Raw genomic sequence first — 18918 nt, 5'->3', positions numbered from 1 at the left:
TCACTTTTTAGAAGAGAAAAGCACTCTTCCCTCGTACGATATAAGGTCGGGAAGCTTTCTTTGTGCTCTTCCACGTCCTAAGGCAACGTAGAAGTCAGCACAACACGCGCAAGTCCGTTTCGAATTTTCGACGTACAGGATGACTAGTGTCGGGCATTTGCGATTGACGTCAGCATTTTAGCTAACTTGTCCTTTTTATCCTTCTTTTTGAACCCGCACTAAAACAGAAAAATATGTAAGGGGACACTTCATGATTTCGATAAAAAAGTTATTAAGATTTATGAAACCATATACCGCCTTTGCAATTTTAGGCCCGTTTCTAATGTGTATAGAAGTTGCGATGGATCTTTTGCAACCGACATTTATGCAGAAGATGATTGATGTAGGAATTGCCAATCAAGATAATAGTTATGTGATTAAGTTGGGTCTTATTACGTTATTAAGTGCTTTGATTGGTTTAATCGGAGGAGCGGGAAGTTCCGTTTATGCCGCAAAAGCAGCTGTTCATTTTTCAACCGATATTCGGCGAACGGTGTTTAAGAAGACTGAGCGATTTTCAAATCAAAATATCGATAAATTTGGAACAGGGAAACTAATAACCATTCTGACAAATGATATTTCAACCTTACAACAGGCAGTTATTATGACATTACGTATTTTTGTTAGGGGACCTTTACTCTTTGTCGGGTCGGTTGTCATTGTCTGGTTCACAGCTCGAGAACTATTCCCGATCTTGTTAGTCTCCATTCCAATTTTGATTGCCTTTATCTACTTTTTCTCGGTTAAATCCGGAAAGCTTTTTACGAAGGTTCAACAGGCGATGGACCAAGTAAATACTAAACTTCAAGAAATGCTTGCAGGCATCAGGGTGATTAAGGCATTTGATCGCCATGAGTATGAGAAGGGCCATTTTAAGACTGTGAACGATTTACTAACTAAGCGCAATATGACGGCTGAGCAGCTTATTCTTACATTAATGCCGATTATGATGTTTGTTGTCAATATGGGGATTGTGGCAGGTCTTTGGTTTGGGGTGATCAAAATCAATGAGGGCACTCTGCAAGTGGGAGTTATTTTAGCCTTTATCAATTACCTAAACATTATGATGAACGGCTTAATGAGCAGTAGTCATGTGTTAATGCAGATTGCTCGTTCTTTCCCTTCGGCGGAACGGATTGTTCGTGTGCTGGAGACAAATATTGATATTACGGAAGGAACGGATCTAATTAACCACCATGAGATCCAGGGAGAGATAGAATTTTGTGATGTATACTTTAGTTATAGTAAAAACGGCGAGTATGTATTAAAAAATATTTCATTTACTGCGAAGGCCGGGGATACGATTGGGATTATTGGTTCAACTGGTAGTGGAAAATCGACATTAGTTAAGCTTATCCCCCGTCTATATGATCCTGATGTAGGTGAAATTTTGATTGATGGAATCAATGCGAAGGATTTATCACTTGAGCCACTCCGCTCAGCCATAGGGTTTGTACCACAAAAAGCAATGTTGTTTTCTGGCACGATTGAAGAAAATTTCCGTTTCGGAAAAGAGGATGCAACTGAGGAAGAGATGGATATCGCGGCTCAATCGGCGGCTGCTAGCGAATTTGTTGATCGGTTAGAAGGGAAATATGAGTATCGATTGATGCAGGGTGCAACCAATTTATCTGGAGGACAAAAGCAACGGTTATCGATGGCTCGTGCGTTTATTCGCAAGCCGAAGATTTTAGTTCTGGATGACTCAACTTCAGCAATTGACGCGTTATCAGAGTTTTCGGTGCAGCAGGCATTAGCAAGGGACTTTTCTGAGGGAACGGTATTCATTATTGCCTCTAAAATTTCCTCTATTATCGATGCAGATCAGATACTAGTTATGAAGGATGGAATGATTGAAGCAAGTGGGCCACATAAAAAATTATTAATGGAAAGTGATGTATATCGTGATATCTATCATTCTCAAATTGGGGAGGAGGTTAAATCTGTATGAGTAAACCGACTGCTTCACAATCGGCATCAAATATAATGGGAAGGGCGCGGGGGCCTCGGGGATTTAGTGGTCCTGTTGTCAAAGCGAAGGATCCAATTGGAGCAATCAAGCGAATTTGGCGTTATATGGAAAGGCAAAAGGTTGCCCTTATTGCTTCGATTATTTTTGTTATTATTACTACTTTATTAGGACTACTTGCCCCATATTTGATTGGTGTGATTGTTGATGATTATATTATTCCCAAAGATATCAGTGGTACATTGCGATTCGCAAGTATACTTGCGATCATTTATTTGGCAACAACTGTGTTTACGTGGCTTCAAAATTTTATGATGGTAAGAGTTTCATTGGAAACAATTCGGAAAATGCGTCAGGACTTGTTTGATAAGTTTCAAACATTATCTCTAAGTTTCTTTGATAAACGTCAACACGGGGATCTGATGAGCCGAGTTACGAATGATATTGACCAATTGAATAATGCATTAAGTCAAAGTGTAATCCAAATTTTTTCTTCTGTGTTAATGGTGACAGGTGTGGGGATCGCAATGTTTTCTATGAATTGGGTTCTCGCCATTGTTACACTTCTCGTTATTCCGTTAATGATTTTTACAACGAAAAAACTAATATCATATAGTAGTAGTTATTTTATCAAAAGGCAAACGGATTTGGGGGAATTAAATGGTTTCATTGAAGAGTCGATCTCAGGCAATGAAGTGATCACACTTTTTGGAAAGGAAGAAAAAATTGATCGGCAATTTTCAGAGGTCAATGAGCGATTACGTCATTCGGCGATGGCAGCTGATACGGTTTCCGGCTTTCTCGGGCCAGTCAATAACTTTATTAATAACTTAGGGCTTGGTTTTGTCATCGCGATCGGCGCGGTGATGACAGTGAATGAGCTAGCTACGGTCGGAATCATTGCTGCTTTTGTGACTTACTCACGCCAATTCTTTCGTCCAATTAATCAACTTTCAAATTTATTGAATACATTCCAGTCAGCAATCGCGGGCGCTGAGCGGGTATTTGAGGTGATGGATGAGACACCTGATTTAGTAGATAGAGAGGAAGCCGTAAATGTCGACAGATTCGTAGGCAATGTGGAATTCTCCCATGTTCATTTTTATTATGATGCAGGGAAGCCGATTTTGAAAGATATTGATTTTCAAGTACAGGCAGGAGAAAAAATTGCGCTTGTTGGTCCGACAGGATCTGGGAAGACAACGATTATTAATTTATTAATGCGGTTTTATGATGTGACTGAAGGCCAATTAAAAGTAGATGGAAAAGACATTCGTGATTATTCCTTAAGTGCCTTGCGAAAAAGAGTTGGAGTTGTACTACAAGACACTTTCTTATTTTCTGGATCGATTATGGAAAATATTCGCTATGGGCGTTTGGAAGCGACAGATGAAGATGTATTTGCAGCTGCTAAAATGGCTTCTGCTCATCATTTTATTAAACATTTACCTAATGGCTATCATACAAAAATTACGTCTGGAGGATCTAATTTAAGTCAAGGACAACGTCAACTACTGGCGATAGCACGAGCGATCTTAGCCGACTCCGATATTTTAATATTGGATGAAGCTACCTCAAGTATTGATACTAATACAGAAATCGAAATTCAAAAAGGAATTAATCGACTAACCGAAGGAAGAACAAGCTTTGTGATCGCCCACCGTCTAAAGACGATCGAAAACGCCGACCGCATCCTCGTTATTCATCAAGGAAAAATCATTGAGTCTGGTACACATCAGGAGCTTCTGCACAATAAAGGTTTTTATTATGATATGTATGAAAGCCAATTTAATCGGGGACTGTCCCCTCACGCGTTAAAGTATTAACACGTTGGGGGTCAGTCCCCACTTAAGGAGAATGACAATGTTGAAATATACGCTTTGCTTTATTAGAAAGGGAAGTAAGCTACTATTGTTGAACAGAACAAAAAGTCCAAACATGGGCTTGTGGAATGGTGTCGGCGGGAAAATCGAGGAAAATGAGACTCCGATAGAAGGAATATTGAGGGAAGCATGGGAAGAAACGGGGATTGCTCTAGATACAGTCATTCATGCTGGAAATGTAACGTGGAAAAGTGACCAAGCAAACTCGGGAATGTATTTATTTCTCGCTGACTTACCAGAAGGAGTAGAAACTCAAACACCACTTAGCACTAGAGAGGGAATTCTTGAATGGAAAGAGATTGATTGGATCTTGCACCCCGATAACAAAGGGATTGTAGATAATATTCCCATCTATCTAGCTAAAATTCTAAACGGACAAATAGACTTAGAGTACAAATTTACTTATAAAGAAGATATTATGGTCAGATATGAGATAGTTAAATTGGATAATCAGAAGGACCTTGTCAAAATTTGAATATGGGGCCTGTCCCCCAATGTGTTAAAGCATTAACATGGTGGGGGACAGGCCCCTATAAAATGTTATAATAGAAGAAGAGAAGATTGCGGCTTTGTAAATAAGCAAAGTGGCTAAGGAGTTGGACTTCAAATGAATAAGAAGGATATAGCTGATATACGGAAACAGTTCAAATTGGATAATGATCTGTTAAAAATACATGATATTTTCAATGTTTATATAAGGAAAGAGAGTAGTGAGATTTATCATCAGGAGAGCAATCCATTTCCAATGTTGGAGCGGGAGCAACAGGAGTTGTTTATGGCAAATTTTAAGAAGGTATTGACTGGAAAGGTGGATCAAAAGCTGTTCGAAGTGAGGTTTCAAGAGCAGGCAGAAGATCATACCCAAGTCATTCTCTATGAGGCACTCAATATGGATGATGGGGATTGGGAAAAGTCCATGCTTCAGATTGTGGAAAAGATGTTTAAGGATGTTGAATATGAAAAGGATATGGTCGTGTCTTTTATTCGGGGAGAATATTTTAAACCGACGAAGAAAAGTAATGATGAAGCGGAAATAAGCGATCGCGATGAGGTCTATTTACATCCGTTTATTCTTTGCAGTATGAATCAAACAGATCAACCGAAAAAATCTCTTGTTTTTGATTATATTGAAAAAGAGTTTAAGGCAAGTGTCGCCGTTGATTCTATTATCAACCTAAAATCCCCTGTAGCCGGATTTTTATTCCCGTGCTTCACTGAGAACTCGGCTGATGTGAACCATATTCTTTATTCAGCTGGAAAGAAACTTGATTATCATTTTATTGAAAATGTTCTAAATGGCGAAGAGATCATGACAGCTGAGGACGATAAGGCTGTTTTTGAGGAAATTGTCAAAGAAGTCGTTGGAGAAGAAGTTGATACAAGTACACTATCCAATGTGTATGAAGAAATTAATCGGATTATCGATGAAGAGGAGGAAGACGAAGCACCTAAACTGGATTACAAGGACGTGGAACGCGTTTTAAAAGTGAGCGGTGTGGAGGACGTTGATACTGATAAAGTAGAAATGGCCTTTCAAAAAGTTATCGATGATGAAAAATATGAAATGAAAGCAAGCAGTGTCATCCCAAGTTTTGCATCGAAGTCGATTAAAATCCAGACTAAGGTCGCCAATATTGCCATTAGCCCTCAAGATATAAAATATGTAAAACAAGTGAATTATAACGGCAAACGCTGCCTCTTAATTGAGGTGGATGAGGACACTTTCATTGACGGCTTTAAAATTATCCCAGAAACATCTTTGAGTTATTAGAAAAGTAGTAAGCTATATTATTTTAGAATAAACCAGTTATACTTTGAAAACGGAATGTAGCCAAAGACATTTTTGACTTTGGCTACATTTTAAACTAGATAATTAATCTTTAACATCGCTGATACTGAAGGGCGTTTTGACATGTAGGATATTTGCATATTTTTCAGGAGAATTTCACGTTAATTTATTAATGTACTTTAGAGATTATTAAATGCCTAAGGAAAGAGGTTGGGACAAAAGTGTTTTCACTTAAGAAAAGTCCGAACTACTAGCGTGAAAATAACCCGTTTCGGAAATATACTTTGCTTTCCGAAGGCCTACAGGATGTGGGGCATGCAGGCGTTACGACGTACAAGGAAGTACGAGTGTAGGTGAAGCAACAGGAAGTTGCGCTTTGAGCCTGCCGCCAGGACGGCGCGAACTTAGCCTTCTGGGGTCTTGCCGAACTCTTACTTCCTGTAGGAGTTTACGTAGATTTCCTTCGCTAAGGTAATGCATTGTCCTCTTTTAAGGCTTAGCATTTTAGTTATATCCCAGCGCCCTTTTATAAACATTTACCCCTCATCCACAATTTCTTTTAAAATTTCATAGGAGCGTTTTTGTTTGTCTGGATCAAATATATAGGATACAGCCATGATTTCATCCACATTGTATTGATCTTGAAATTGTTTGAATTGTGCTCGGACGGTTTCTTTATCCCCCATAAATGTGAAGCTGCTCATATTGGAGGCAATCGCCTTTTCATGCTCATTCCAAAGTGTGTCCATGTTGTTAACGGGAGGGCTAAGTTTCATGGATGAGCCTCTTACAACATTTAGAAAGAATTGCTGCATCGTAGTGGACTCACGTTCGGCCTCTTCGTTCGTTTCAGCGGCAATCACATTTAGACAGACAATCATATAAGGTTTGGCTAAATACTCTGAAGGCCGGAATTCGCTTCGATAAATTTCAATCGCATCGGCCATCCATCTTGGTGCAAAATGAGAAGCAAAGACATAAGGCAATCCCAATCTTGCCGCTAAATGAGCAGAATCTGGAGAAGAACCTAGAATATAAATTGGTATATTTGTTCCTATACCAGGAAAAGCCTTCACAGCGCCTTGCTTTTCTTCTGGGCCAAAATAAGTGAGTAAAGATTTTACATCGTCAGGGAAAGTATAGACGGTGTCACTTTTTGAACGTCTTAATGCATTTGCTGTTAACATGTCTGTCCCGGGAGCACGACCAAGACCTAAATCCAAACGACCAGGGTAAATGGTCTCCATTGTTCCAAATTGCTCAGCCACAACTAATGGAGCATGGTTTGGTAGCATCACTCCACCGGAGCCTACGCGAATTTTCTCCGTATGTTCTAATGTATGTTTGATTAAAATGGATGTCGCAGAACTGACTAATGTCGATGTATTATGGTGCTCTGCAATCCAATAGCGTGTATAACCCATTTCTTCCGTAGCCTGAGCCAGATCCACCATGGAATCAATTGCTTCCTTTGGCCCTTGGTCTTGTCTAATCGGCACAAGATTTAAAACGGAAACTGGAATTTGTATGTTTGACATTGTTCAATTTCCTTTCCTGTTGAAGTTGGGCATAGCCCCTTATCCCTAACTATCGTAACAATAATGCGCGGGAAAAAACATCGAAATGCTCGACGGCTTTATCAAGTCCTTTGCTTATATAATATAGAAACGAGCCGTTTCCAAACTTGAATTAAAGGTCCGCTACTGTAGCGCACCTATGAGTTAGCAATGATAAGTTTTGTGCTGGTATCCTTAAAAGCAGTGATAAATGTTTCATGTATGTGTTGATCGGTCACAATATAATCTACTTTTTCGAGTGGTGTAATGCCGACCGTGACATCCTTCCCGAACTTTGTGCTATCCGCCGCCACATAGATTTCACTAGATAACGAAATGATATTTTTGCGTGTGATGGCTTCTTCAATATGATAATCGGAAATCCCCTTTTCGAAGGTAATGCCACTTGCACATATAAAGGCCTTTTGGATGTTTAATTGATTGAAGTTAAATAAGTAGTCATATGTAACAACAGATTGTTCCTCTTTTCTTACCTTCCCACCTATCATAATCAAATCGAGATTACTGTTCATCAGTTCCAGTACAACCGGAACTGAATTTGTGATGACCGTAAGTTTCCGTTTATTTTTAATATATTTAGCAATTTGTAAAGTAGTTGAACCACTATCCAAATAAATACAATCCCCATCCTGAATATATTCACTACATGTTTGAGCAATACTATTCTTTTCCTCAATATGGCTAATGAGTCGCTTATCCATAGAGGATTCGGCTAAGGGAGACTCAGCTAATTTTACTCCACCATATATTTTTTCAATTTTTCCTTGTTTTGTTAGTATGTTTAAATCCCTTCGCAGTGTATCAATGGAAATGTCTAGTTCTGTCAACAACTCCTTGATCTTCATTACCTTTTTAAACTTTAACAACTCAATGATTTTCTTCTGTCTTTCGAGAGGAAGCATACTATTCACCCATTTATCATTCTATTTTATAAATACTCTATATATTTAGTTTACTGGTGACCTACCCTACTTTCAACAGCATTTACAGAAAAAATATGTATAACTGTATAAAAATAATGCTAAAAACACTAATGAATTATGCAACATTTAATGAAAATACATGCAACATTTACATACCTTTTACAAAAACCTTTATCAAAATTGATATTTTGAAAATATACTAAATATGTGGTCAAGGAGGTGAGTTCGTTTGCTGAAACTGCAAAATATAAGCAAACGATATAATGAAAAAGTCGTTAGAAAATATTAATCTTGAGATTGAGTTAGGCGAAATTGTCTCGCTGCTGGGTCCAAGTGGGAGCGGAAAAACAACTTTATTAAACATTATTTTAGGACTAACGAAAATGGATCAGGGCAGCATCCTCTTTAATGGTCATGATGTGAGTTATGTAGCTATGAAGAATCGCGGATTTAATATTGTTTTTCAGGATTATGCTCTATTTCCGCATTTAAACGCGTATGACAATATTGTGTATGGCCTAAAAAACAAGAAGAACCTTGTATCCGAGCAGGAAATCAGGGAGTATATCGAATTTTTAGAGTTAAAGCCGCATTTAAAAAAGAAGATCGGTGAGTTATCAGGTGGTCAGAAGCAAAGAGTAGCTTTGGCAAGAACATTAGTGATGAAACCAAAATTATTATTATTAGATGAGCCTTTAAGTGCTTTGGATGGTGTGATCAAAGAATCGATAAAGGAACGTATTCAGCTAATTGCTAGGGAATTTAAGCTCACAACCATTATTGTGACCCATGACCCCGAAGAGGCTTTAACATTATCGGATAAAATTTTAATTATTCAAAATGGAGGGATTTCACAGTTTGGTACGCCGCAACAAATTATCCAGCAGCCAAGTAATGAGTTTGTGAAAGAGTTTATACTGAAGCAATTACATATTAAAAGGCAAAACATTTATCAATTATTTGGTGAACAATATGCATAGTGTTCGACCAGAAATAAGGGTTATGTATCCACTCATTTTATGTGGATTCGCTGTTTTTCTCATATCGCCTTTAGGTTTTTTATTGATTCAATCTTTCACAACAAATGGGGGATTATCATTAGAGAATTATCTTTCGATTTTATCGAATCAAAAATTAATTGAATCAATTGGAAATAGTATAAAGGTTTCAAGCCTTGCAGCAACGATCACCACAATATTGGCTTTTATGTTAGCATACACTGTCCACAATACGAGGGTATACCGTCCAATAAAGATAGCCATTAAAACAGGGGTTTTGCTGCCAATGTTGCTTCCAACTATTACATATGGATTTGCAATTATGTATTCCTTTGGAAACCAAGGAATCATCACCAAGCTATTTGGCCAAAACTTATTTGAGATATACGGATTTAATGGTTTATTAATTGGCTATTGCTTATATACACTACCGCCAGCCTTTTTGCTCATTCATAACTCATTTCAGTATGTGGATAGGAAATTTATAGTTGTTTCAAAGCTTATGGGGGATGGGACGGTAAGGAGCCTTATGAATACAACAATTCGCCCCTTATTAGGCGCAATTGGTGGGACCTTTGTTTTATCCTTTATCTTAAGTTTTACAGATTTCGGTATTCCCGCTTCCATTGGAGGAACGTATTCCGTTGTTGCGACAGGGCTATACCAAGTAATGCTTGGCTCAATTCCAGATTTCCAACAAGGTGCAGCCATTGCTGTTTTTATGTTAATTCCCGCTGTGTTTGGTGTATTGCTTTTACAATATCTTGATAGATTCAATTTTCAATATGATAGTTTTAGTGATATCGACCAGTTTCACCATAGAGGAAGAGATCTATTCTTTGGAATCTTTTCATCTGTGATTCTTCTATGTATGTTGGCTATTTTTATCGTTATGTTCGTTGCTCCAATGGTTCATAGTTATCCTTATAATTTACATTTCACAGGAAAGCATTTTGCTAGTGTCCTCCAATCGAGCGATCTAGTGAATGTCTATAAAAATTCTCTCATTGTCGCGGCACTCACAGCGATCTTTGGCACTTTTGTAGCGTATAGCGCCGCTCTTCTAAATGCAAGAACAACTGTAAAGGGAAAGGGGGCACTCGATGTAATATCGATGCTGACTAATACTGTACCAGGGATGGTCCTCGGAATATCATATTTACTATTATTTAATGGGAGTAACTAAAAAGGCACTTTACTGATCATTGTGCTATGCACGATTATTCATTATTTTACTTCCCCTTATTTAATGGCCAAAAATGCGTTGACCAAAATGAACCCTTCATGGGAAACGACGGGCGAATTATTAGGTGATCCTTGGTTTAAAACGGTTTGGCGAGTTATATTGCCAAATTCCATTCCTACAATTTTTGAAATGGTGAGTTATTACTTCATTCATGCAATGGTAACGATTAGTGGCGTTATATTCTTAGTGACGGCTGAAACATCTGTTGTCGCAAGCAAAATGAAAGAGTTGCAGCATTTTGCCAAATTTAATGAGATCTTCGTGTTATCAATTTTAATCTTTATTACGAATTTAACCGTGAAACTGTGTTGTAATCTTTGGCAAGCTAAGTTGTCCGATAAGATTCAAGCAAGAAGAATGTGATTATACGAATTGGAGGGATATGTATGTCTGGAAGGATGCGGAAGATCTGGTTGTGTCTCATGATCGGGAGTTTCGTATTAGCGCTTGTTGGGTGTAGCCAAGCAGGGGCTGTACCAGGTGGAGAGAAAAAGGTCGTGATTGTTACAAATGGTGATGAAGAAGCGGTAATGGCAATGGAAACGGTCTTAAAAGCAGCAGGTTATGAGGGACAATATATTGTTCAATCGTTGGGAACTTCGGAATTAGGGGGGAAACTTATTGCCGAAGGAGACCAAATTGAGGCTGATTTAGTGACAATGAGCTCTTATTTCCTTGAAACTGCACAAGAAGAGCATCAAATGTTCAAAGATCTCACTTTCACAACTCAGTCTTTGGATGAATACCCGGCGTATCATACACCTTTTTTAGCGAATACGGGAGCTCTTTTCGTCAATACAGAAGTGCTCAAGGAGAAAGGCCTATCAATGCCTAAATCGATAAGGGATTTAACCAAACCAGAATTTAAAGGACTTGTATCGATTCCTAATATGATGGATTCTTCGACGGGATGGTTACTAATTCAAGCTATCCTTGCTGAGTATGGAGAGAGTGAGGGAGAGAACTTACTTCGTGATTTACTGGTGAATGTGGGACCGCATCTTGAAAGTTCGGGGTCAGGTCCTTTAAAGAAAGTACAGGCTGGCGAGGTAGCAGCTGGCTTTGGGCTTCGCCATCAAGCGGTTCTTGCGCAGGAACAAGGGATACCAATTGATTATATTGATCCAATTGAAGGGAATTTTTCTCTCATTGAATCAATCGCTGTTGTGAATAAAGAGGAAGAAAAGGCAGAATTGGCGATGGAAATGGCGGAAGTAATTGTAAATGATAGTAGAAAAGAGTTGCTTAAAGACTACCCGGTTGCTCTATATAAAGGAGAAACAATTAGCAATGTCCATAAACCAGCTTACACAAAGAAGTTTGAAGTGCCACTATCTGTTGAGTTATTAAAACAACATCAAGAGTTCTTTCAGTCTGCCAAATAAGCGAAAAGGAGAATGAATAATATGAAATTATTAACCCCTGGCCCTTTAACAACAACTTCCACGGTTAAAGCGGAAATGCTATATGACCGGTGTACATGGGATGAAGATTATAAAGGAATTACTCAAAAGATCCGGTCTCAGCTTTTGGAACTTGCAGGCGTTTCTATGCATGAATACACGGCTGTCCTTATGCAAGGAAGTGGAACTTTTGTTGTTGAATCCGTGCTCCAAACGGCGATGAGAGATAAGGATAAGGCATTAATTATAACAAATGGGGCATACGGGGAACGAATTGTTAGAATCGCACAGTACATGGGCCTTCCATTTCATGAATATCAAGTAGGATATGATCAATATCCATGTGAAGCGGACATCAAAACTATATTAGAAGAAGATCCAGCTATTACGCATATGATTATGGTCCATTGTGAAACAACAACTGGAATAATAAACCCAATTGACATGGTTGCAAAACTCTCGAAGGAATATGGAAAAGTATTAATCATTGATGCCATGAGCAGTTTTGGTGGGGTCGAGTTGGACGTGTCCTTCCTCAGGATTGATTATTTAATCAGCAGTGCTAATAAATGTATTCAAGGTGTACCAGGCTTTGGCTTTGTGATCGCTAAGCTAGAAGAATTACTAGGATGTAGTGGAAACTCTCGAAGTCTGTCTCTAGATTTATATGATCAATGGAGGGAAATGGATCGAGATGGCAAATGGCGCTATACATCTCCAACACATGTTGTTGCTGCTTTCTCAAAAGCTTTAGATGAATTAATAGAAGAGGGCGGAATTTCTGCTAGACATTCACGTTATCGAAAGAATAACCAAATTTTAAGAAAGAGACTGGAAAAGGCTGGAGTACGAGCTTATATTGCGGAAGAAAAGCAGTCACCGATTATTACGACCTTTCTTTTTCCATATGAATCTTTTAATTTTGAGGACTTCTATGTTTATGTAAAAGAAAGAGGGTTTGTTCTTTATCCAGGGAAATTAACCAATTTTAATACATTTAGGATTGGGAATATTGGCGAAATTTATGAAGAAGATATTTTAGTATTATGCAATATTATCGAAGAATATATGGGAGTGTTGTCAAAATGAATAAAGTTGAAGGTGTGATTCTTGACTGGGCGGGAACTACGGTTGATTTTGGCTGTTTTGCCCCTGTTAATGTATTTATTGATATTTTTAAAAAGAGCGGTATTGAGGTGACGATGGAGGAAGCAAGGGCGCCAATGGGCATGTTGAAAAAGGACCATATTCGTGCAATGCTTTCAATGCCTAGAATTTCTGCATTATGGGAAGAAAAGTTTGCAAGAATGTTTGGTGAGGAGGATGTGGAAGATCTCTATGCTGAATTTGAGCCCGCTCTCCTCTCTTCATTAAGCAAGTATACAGACCCAATTCCAGAAGTGGTGGAGACAGTTGCACTTTTAAAAGACAAGGGCCTAAAAATTGGCTCCACAACAGGATATACCCAAACGATGATGGATATTATTGTACCTAGTGCTTTGGAAAAGGGCTATCAACCAGATTTTTATATTACACCAGATGAAACAAATTCTTTCGGAAGACCCTATCCTTATATGATTTATCGTAATATCGAATTTTTGCAACTATCAGCTTCATGGAAGGTAGTGAAAGTAGGGGATACAGTCTCGGATATAAAAGAAGCCGTTCATGCAGGTGTTTGGGCGGTAGGTGTCCTGGTTGGAAGCTCTGAAATGGGTCTGAGTCATGCTGAATTTGAAGCATTAACTAAGGCTGACCAGAAGGTAATTATTTCGGAAACAGCAGAAATCTTTTTAGAAAATGGTGCTGATTTTACAATTCGATCAATGTGTGAACTACCTGCGCTCATTGAGAAAATCAATTTCCTCGTTTCAGAGGGGAAAAGGCCTGGTACAAAGTAAATTGTCCCATACCGCCTTTGGAGTAACTTCCAAGGGCCTTTTTCCGTTTTACAATAAAACAGGCTGAGAGGTAATATAATCTTTCTTTCGTTTAGATGCAGAAAAAACGAAGACAGTGTTCGACGACTTTTAACTTAATACGTAGTCTAATAAAACTTGTTTATTATTGCTTCGATAGAAGCTGGGCAGGACAGTATTACGCACTTATTGTTATTCTTCACTTTATTTGTAATTCCTTGTTAGACCAATAGAGTGAAAGCTTTGAATAACAGTTCCTTGCGTTTTTGTTCCGAAAATGCTGACAAAGTATTCTACTATGATATAATCTTAATATAAATAATTTATATATATATATAAATAGTTAAGCATTGATATAGGAAAGGTAAGTTCCTAGGTTGTGTGTTCACATGATGTGACACTTAAAGGGGAACGCTTACAACAATCTTCAAATCTTAGGGTTAAGGATATGGTAAAAATGAGTAACGAACAAACGAAAACAGACGTTATTTTAATTGGTGCCGGGATTATGAGTGCGACTTTGGGAACACTTCTAAAAGAACTAGCACCAGATTGGGAGATTAAGGTTTTTGAGAAACTTGAAAAGCCGGGAGAAGAAAGTTCTAATGAATGGAATAACGCAGGAACGGGCCATTCCGCGCTGTGCGAACTTAATTATACCGTTGAAAAACCAGATGGTTCTCTCGATATTAGTAAAGCGATTAAAGTAAATGAACAGTTTCAACTATCCAGACAGTTCTGGGCTTATTTGGTCAATCGTAATCTAATCCACAATCCAAACGACTTTATCATGTCTCTACCGCATATGAGTTATGTGCAGGGAGAAAAAAATGTAAACTTTTTGAAAAAGCGTTTTGAAGCCCTTTCCACGAATCCTTTGTTTGAAGGGATGGAGTTTTCTGATGATCCGGAAATATTGTCGGAATGGGTGCCGCTCATGTTACAGGATAGGACTTTAAATGAACCGATTGCGGCAACAAAGATCGACTCTGGGACAGACGTTAATTTTGGAGCTTTAACGCGCATGTTGTTTAAGCACTTACAAGCACATAATGTTGAACTCAACTATAAACATAGTGTGAACAATATTAAACGTACGAGTGATGGTCATTGGGACTTAAAAATAAAGAATCTCGACAGTGGTATTGTTGAACACCATAAGGCGAAGTTCGTCTTTATCGGGGGTGGGGGTGGAAGCTTACATTTACTTCAAAAATCGGGTATTCCTGAAGGGAAGCATATTGGAGGATTCCCGGTAAGTGGATTATTCATGGTATGTAATAATCCTGAAATTGCAGAGCAACATCATGCAAAAGTATATGGAAAAGCAGCGGTTGGAGCTCCACCTATGTCGGTTCCACACTTGGATACAAGATATATTGATAATAAAAAGTCATTGCTATTTGGACCGTTCGCTGGATTTTCGCCGAAGTTTCTTAAAACAGGATCGATCTTTGACTTGATCACTTCTGTGAAACCGCATAATGTTTTGACAATGTTAGCGGCTGGTGCAAAAGAAATGTCCTTGACGAAATATTTGATCCAGCAGCTGATGTTATCGAAAGAGCAACGTATGGAAGAGTTACGTGCATTTATCCCAAATGCTAAAAGTGAAGATTGGGATTTAGTCATAGCTGGCCAACGGGTACAAGTGATTAAAGACACCGTCACGGGTGGTAAAGGAACATTGCAATTTGGTACAGAAGTCGTAAGTGCCGAAGATGGTTCCATCGCAGCATTGCTTGGTGCTTCTCCAGGTGCATCCACTGCTGTACATGTTATGCTTGATGTTATAAATAGATGTTTCCCACAACATATGAAAGAATGGGAACCAAAAATACAGGAAATGATTCCCTCCTATGGCATATCACTAGTGGAAAATCCAGAGCTTTTCCGGGAACTCCATGCTTCGACAGCGCAGGTGCTTGGTCTAAGTGAAAGCATTGTGAATCAAACTCATAACGTATCTGGAGGCACAAGGGTTTTGGAAAAAGCGTAAAAGTATAAAAAGAACCTTTCAATTTAGGAAGGTTCTTTTTCATGGAGATTAATAGAATCAAAGAATTTAAATTATGATCGCTTGAATAGTAACCAAAGATAAAACAAGCCAGTTATGAGAAAAGCGCACCATAAGTTCCATATAGCCCCGAAATAGAGGACGAGTGTACCTGCGCCAACACCTAACATAAATATCCCGATTCCCGACAACAAAGTATAAAAGGTCTGTAGGGCCTCTGAATCTTTATTGAAAATGGCTAGATAAAGATTATTCATTAAGTTTTTTGTATTGCCAGTCATAATCCCGTTGTTCATGTTGGTGGATTTGATTTTGCGAAAAATCGTCAATTCATATCCGGCTAATAACCCCAACAGGAACCCAATTAAGGAAGGGCCAATATGTTGCTGAATAAGTGCAATGAACAAGAGGAAAACAGCCTGAATTAGAAGGTATATCCGATACTTTTTCCAGTCATGTTCTTTAAAATGTTCAATAATCGCTTGCCCGAAAAAGGCGCCTAAGGCAAAACCAATAAAGGCTGATACATGGATCATCGCTTCCCAAAAGTGGCCACCAAATAGTTTTGCAACAAGCACCACCATATTACCAGTTTGGGCACTTGCAAACACACCGTCCCTAATAATAAAGGTATAAGCATCGATAAAACCCATAAGAAAGGTAGAGAAGGCCGTCAAAATAGTTAAAATTCTATTTTGGTCTATATCATGTTGCTTTTCCAAACATTTAACCCCCTTATGTGGAAGAATCTACTTACATTTCGCACAAAAGCTAAACAATTTTATTATAGAATAGGGAAAATGGAAAGTCGATTGTTTTAAAATGAATGGATCATCCAATTAGGGGAAGGATTTCTTGCTGAATTGCTTCATAGTTGTCTTTCTAGAAATGGATTATGATTCAGTTTTTAGTTTGATATTTTCTTTGGCTAATCCCGCTAAGTTCTGCACATTAGCGTTAATTTCTTCCATAGTTGCCGTTAATTCTTCAATGGAAGCAGACTGAGAATCAGATTCTCCGCTTGTTTTTTGAATATCCTTATTTAGACTTGCAATAATTTCTTTAATTCCATTTATAATGGATTGTATTTCCTCAACTTGTTTCTTAGACCCTGCTGCCATTTTTCTAATTTCATCTGCTACAACGGAAAAGCCTCTTCCATGTTCTCCAGCACGAGCTGATTCAATAGCGGCATTCAGTCCAAGTAAATTGCTTTGATCGGCTATTCCTTTTACGACCCCTGCCACATCTTCAATCAGTTTCAAGCTATTATTTACATCATGGGATTTTCCAGAAATATGAGCCATGTTTTCTGCCAATTGTGAGATAGAGGTAGCCATCTCTAAAACGGTTTTCGTTACCTCATCGACTATAATCGATAGATTGCCTGCTACTTCAGATAACTGATTTGCTTTATCGACATTTTGACCGATGCCAACCCCCCCAATGACCTTTCCCTCTTCATCTCGAAGTGGTACAGCATGAGAAATTAGACTTACACCTAACAATTCAGCAGGTACAATCATAGCTTGGTTTGTATTCTCGCGGATAGCCTTGGTAATGATATCTCCTTCAATTAAGGGATCTCCAGGTGCGACGTTTAATGAAAATGTTTTTGCAGGGAAGTTCATAACTAATTTTTCGGTATCATAAATACCGATTGTAATATCTTCATTAACAAGTGTTTGTATATAAGGTCCAACATTTATGAAAGCTTGTATTAATGGGTGAAGGTCTGTCTTACTAATCGTTGTCAAACTATTTCCTCCTAGTAAAAATAGTATCTCTCCCATAAATATCGGTTATTTTCATTGGAATTTAAATTTTACTCCTACAATGCTTGAAGGGGATGGGAGGATTTTGCCTTATAGCAACTATTTGCAAGCGAGCTTATACCCGTGTAACATGGGGGCAAGTACATAGGAAATTGAAGAATTTTTATAAGGTGGAGAATGCTATGACAATCATTAATAACCAAATTATTTTAGCTGAGAGACCAAATGGTATGCCTGATCAGAACACTTTTCGATTTGTTCAGCAAGATGTGGGCGAATTGAAAGAAGATCAAGTACTTGTGCGAACTTTGTTTGTTTCTGTTGATCCATATATGAGAGGGAGAATGCAGGATGCGGAATCATACGTAGAACCATATAAGGTGAACGAAGTCATTGAAGGGGGCGCAATTGGTGAGGTAATCGATTCTAGGTCTGGTCGCTTTCAGCAAGGGGATGTGGTCATCGGAATGTTTGGTTGGCAAGAGTATTATGTGGCCACTGACAAAGAACTGAGGAAAATTGATCCATCCCTTGCACCTATATCCACTCATTTAGGAATATTAGGTATGACAGGTTTAACGGCCTATTTTGGTTTGCTTGATATTGGTCAGCCGAAAGAAGGGGAGACAGTTGTTATTTCTGGAGCGGCAGGTGCTGTCGGTTCTGTTGTTGGCCAAATTGCCAAAATAAAGGGAGCACATGTCGTCGGAATTGCCGGTTCTAATGAAAAAGTTCAATATTTGAAAGAGGACTTAAAATTTGATGAAGCAATCAATTATCGGTCAACGGATAATATGGAAGCTGCTTTAAAAGCGACTTGTCCGAATGGGATTGATGTGTATTTTGATAATGTTGGGGGAGAGATCTCGGATGCAGTGTTCACCCAATTAAACCGATATGCACGTATCCCTGTTTGCGGAGCGATTTCTGCATATAATTTGGAGAAGCTTGATTTGGGGCCGCGTGTCCAAACTATGCTAATTAAGAAAAGTGCATTAATGCAAGGATTTACTGTTGGAAATTATGCTGATCGTTTTAATGAAGGGGCAGTGCAGCTTGGCCAATGGTTACAAGAAGGAAAATTGAAATATCGCGAGACGATTAAAGAAGGTTTTGAGAATATCCCAAATGCATTCCTTGATTTATTTAAAGGGAATAATGTTGGGAAATTACTTGTCAAAGTGGCAGATCACCAATATAGGAAGTAAATTATTTTAGGTAAGTTTGATAAAGAGGCTGGGACAAAAGTGTTTTCGCTTGAGTAAAGTCCGAACTATTAGCGTGAAAATAACCCACTCCGGAAATATACTTCGCTTCCGAAGGCCTACAGGATGTGGGTCATGCAGGCGTTGCGCCAGGACGGCGCGAACTTAGCCTGCT

Annotated in this window: 15 protein-coding genes and 1 pseudogene; 12 read left to right on the top strand and 4 right to left on the bottom strand. The window is 38.5% G+C overall.

What is annotated here, in order from left to right; translation table 11 throughout:
- Positions 1–250 precede the first annotated feature (250 nt).
- The 4 genes from J2Z23_RS09915 (at position 251) to J2Z23_RS09900 (ending at position 5662) form a co-directional block, all read left to right on the top strand.
- Positions 251–1990: an ABC transporter ATP-binding protein gene (locus J2Z23_RS09915; RefSeq protein ID WP_057981637.1), complete on the top strand. Its 1740-nt coding sequence runs from the start codon at positions 251–253 to the stop codon at positions 1988–1990.
- On the top strand, positions 1987–3834 hold the full coding sequence (locus tag J2Z23_RS09910) for an ABC transporter ATP-binding protein (protein WP_420798619.1): 1848 nt from the start codon (positions 1987–1989) through the stop codon (positions 3832–3834). The genes J2Z23_RS09915 and J2Z23_RS09910 overlap by 4 nt, the downstream gene beginning before the upstream one ends.
- Positions 3835–3871: 37 nt before the next feature.
- Positions 3872–4366, top strand: a complete 495-nt coding sequence (locus tag J2Z23_RS09905; protein ID WP_064467604.1) for an NUDIX hydrolase — start codon at positions 3872–3874, stop codon at positions 4364–4366.
- A 132-nt stretch (positions 4367–4498) separates the two neighbouring features.
- Positions 4499–5662, top strand: a complete 1164-nt coding sequence (locus tag J2Z23_RS09900) for a DUF4317 domain-containing protein (protein WP_057981639.1) — start codon at positions 4499–4501, stop codon at positions 5660–5662.
- Positions 5663–6216: 554 nt separating this feature from the next.
- Here the strand turns inward: J2Z23_RS09900 and J2Z23_RS09895 are convergent.
- Positions 6217–7218 carry an LLM class flavin-dependent oxidoreductase gene (locus tag J2Z23_RS09895; protein ID WP_057981640.1) on the bottom strand — a complete coding sequence of 334 codons (1002 nt, stop codon included), beginning with the start codon at positions 7216–7218 and terminating at the stop codon, positions 6217–6219.
- A 176-nt stretch (positions 7219–7394) separates the two neighbouring features.
- On the bottom strand, positions 7395–8159 hold the full coding sequence (locus tag J2Z23_RS09890) for a DeoR/GlpR family DNA-binding transcription regulator (RefSeq protein WP_057981641.1): 765 nt from the start codon (positions 8157–8159) through the stop codon (positions 7395–7397).
- A 250-nt stretch (positions 8160–8409) separates the two neighbouring features.
- Here J2Z23_RS09890 and J2Z23_RS09885 point away from each other — a divergent pair.
- From J2Z23_RS09885 to J2Z23_RS09860, 7 genes and pseudogenes are all read left to right on the top strand, one after another.
- A pseudogene (locus tag J2Z23_RS09885) lies at positions 8410–9160 on the top strand (ABC transporter ATP-binding protein).
- A complete protein-coding gene (locus J2Z23_RS09880) occupies positions 9153–10364 on the top strand; it encodes an ABC transporter permease subunit (RefSeq protein ID WP_338018421.1) in 1212 nt (403 codons plus the stop codon). Before J2Z23_RS09885 ends, J2Z23_RS09880 begins: the two are co-directional and overlap by 8 nt.
- A 21-nt stretch (positions 10365–10385) precedes the next feature.
- Positions 10386–10787: an ABC transporter permease subunit gene (locus J2Z23_RS22720; protein ID WP_338018420.1), complete on the top strand. Its 402-nt coding sequence runs from the start codon at positions 10386–10388 to the stop codon at positions 10785–10787.
- 23 nt (positions 10788–10810) lie between these two features.
- Positions 10811–11809 (top strand): extracellular solute-binding protein, encoded by a 999-nt coding sequence (locus J2Z23_RS09875; RefSeq protein WP_238482702.1) that lies wholly within the window; start codon positions 10811–10813, stop codon positions 11807–11809.
- Between the two features lie 12 nt (positions 11810–11821).
- Positions 11822–12916, top strand: a complete 1095-nt coding sequence (gene phnW / locus J2Z23_RS09870) for a 2-aminoethylphosphonate--pyruvate transaminase (protein ID WP_057981645.1) — start codon at positions 11822–11824, stop codon at positions 12914–12916.
- The gene (gene phnX / locus J2Z23_RS09865; RefSeq protein ID WP_057981646.1) at positions 12913–13728 is read left to right on the top strand and encodes a phosphonoacetaldehyde hydrolase; all 816 of its coding nucleotides are present in this window, start codon (positions 12913–12915) and stop codon (positions 13726–13728) included. The genes phnW and phnX overlap by 4 nt, the downstream gene beginning before the upstream one ends.
- A gap of 475 nt (positions 13729–14203) precedes the next feature.
- A complete protein-coding gene (locus J2Z23_RS09860; protein ID WP_209973793.1) occupies positions 14204–15745 on the top strand; it encodes a malate:quinone oxidoreductase in 1542 nt (513 codons plus the stop codon).
- Between the two features lie 71 nt (positions 15746–15816).
- Here the strand turns inward: J2Z23_RS09860 and J2Z23_RS09855 are convergent, their stop codons facing one another.
- A complete protein-coding gene (locus J2Z23_RS09855; protein WP_209973792.1) occupies positions 15817–16485 on the bottom strand; it encodes a YoaK family protein in 669 nt (222 codons plus the stop codon).
- Between the two features lie 171 nt (positions 16486–16656).
- A complete protein-coding gene (locus J2Z23_RS22585) occupies positions 16657–17556 on the bottom strand; it encodes a methyl-accepting chemotaxis protein (protein ID WP_082881192.1) in 900 nt (299 codons plus the stop codon).
- A gap of 164 nt (positions 17557–17720) precedes the next feature.
- Here J2Z23_RS22585 and J2Z23_RS09845 point away from each other — a divergent pair, with 164 nt between their 5' ends.
- On the top strand, positions 17721–18746 hold the full coding sequence (locus J2Z23_RS09845; RefSeq protein WP_064467609.1) for an NADP-dependent oxidoreductase: 1026 nt from the start codon (positions 17721–17723) through the stop codon (positions 18744–18746).
- Positions 18747–18918: the final 172 nt, after the last annotated feature.

It is taken from the genome of Lederbergia galactosidilytica, assembly GCF_017873565.1.
Taxonomy (GTDB): Bacteria; Bacillota; Bacilli; order Bacillales; family Bacillaceae_C; genus Lederbergia; species Lederbergia galactosidilytica.
This window is presented reverse-complemented; position numbering and strand designations above follow the sequence as displayed.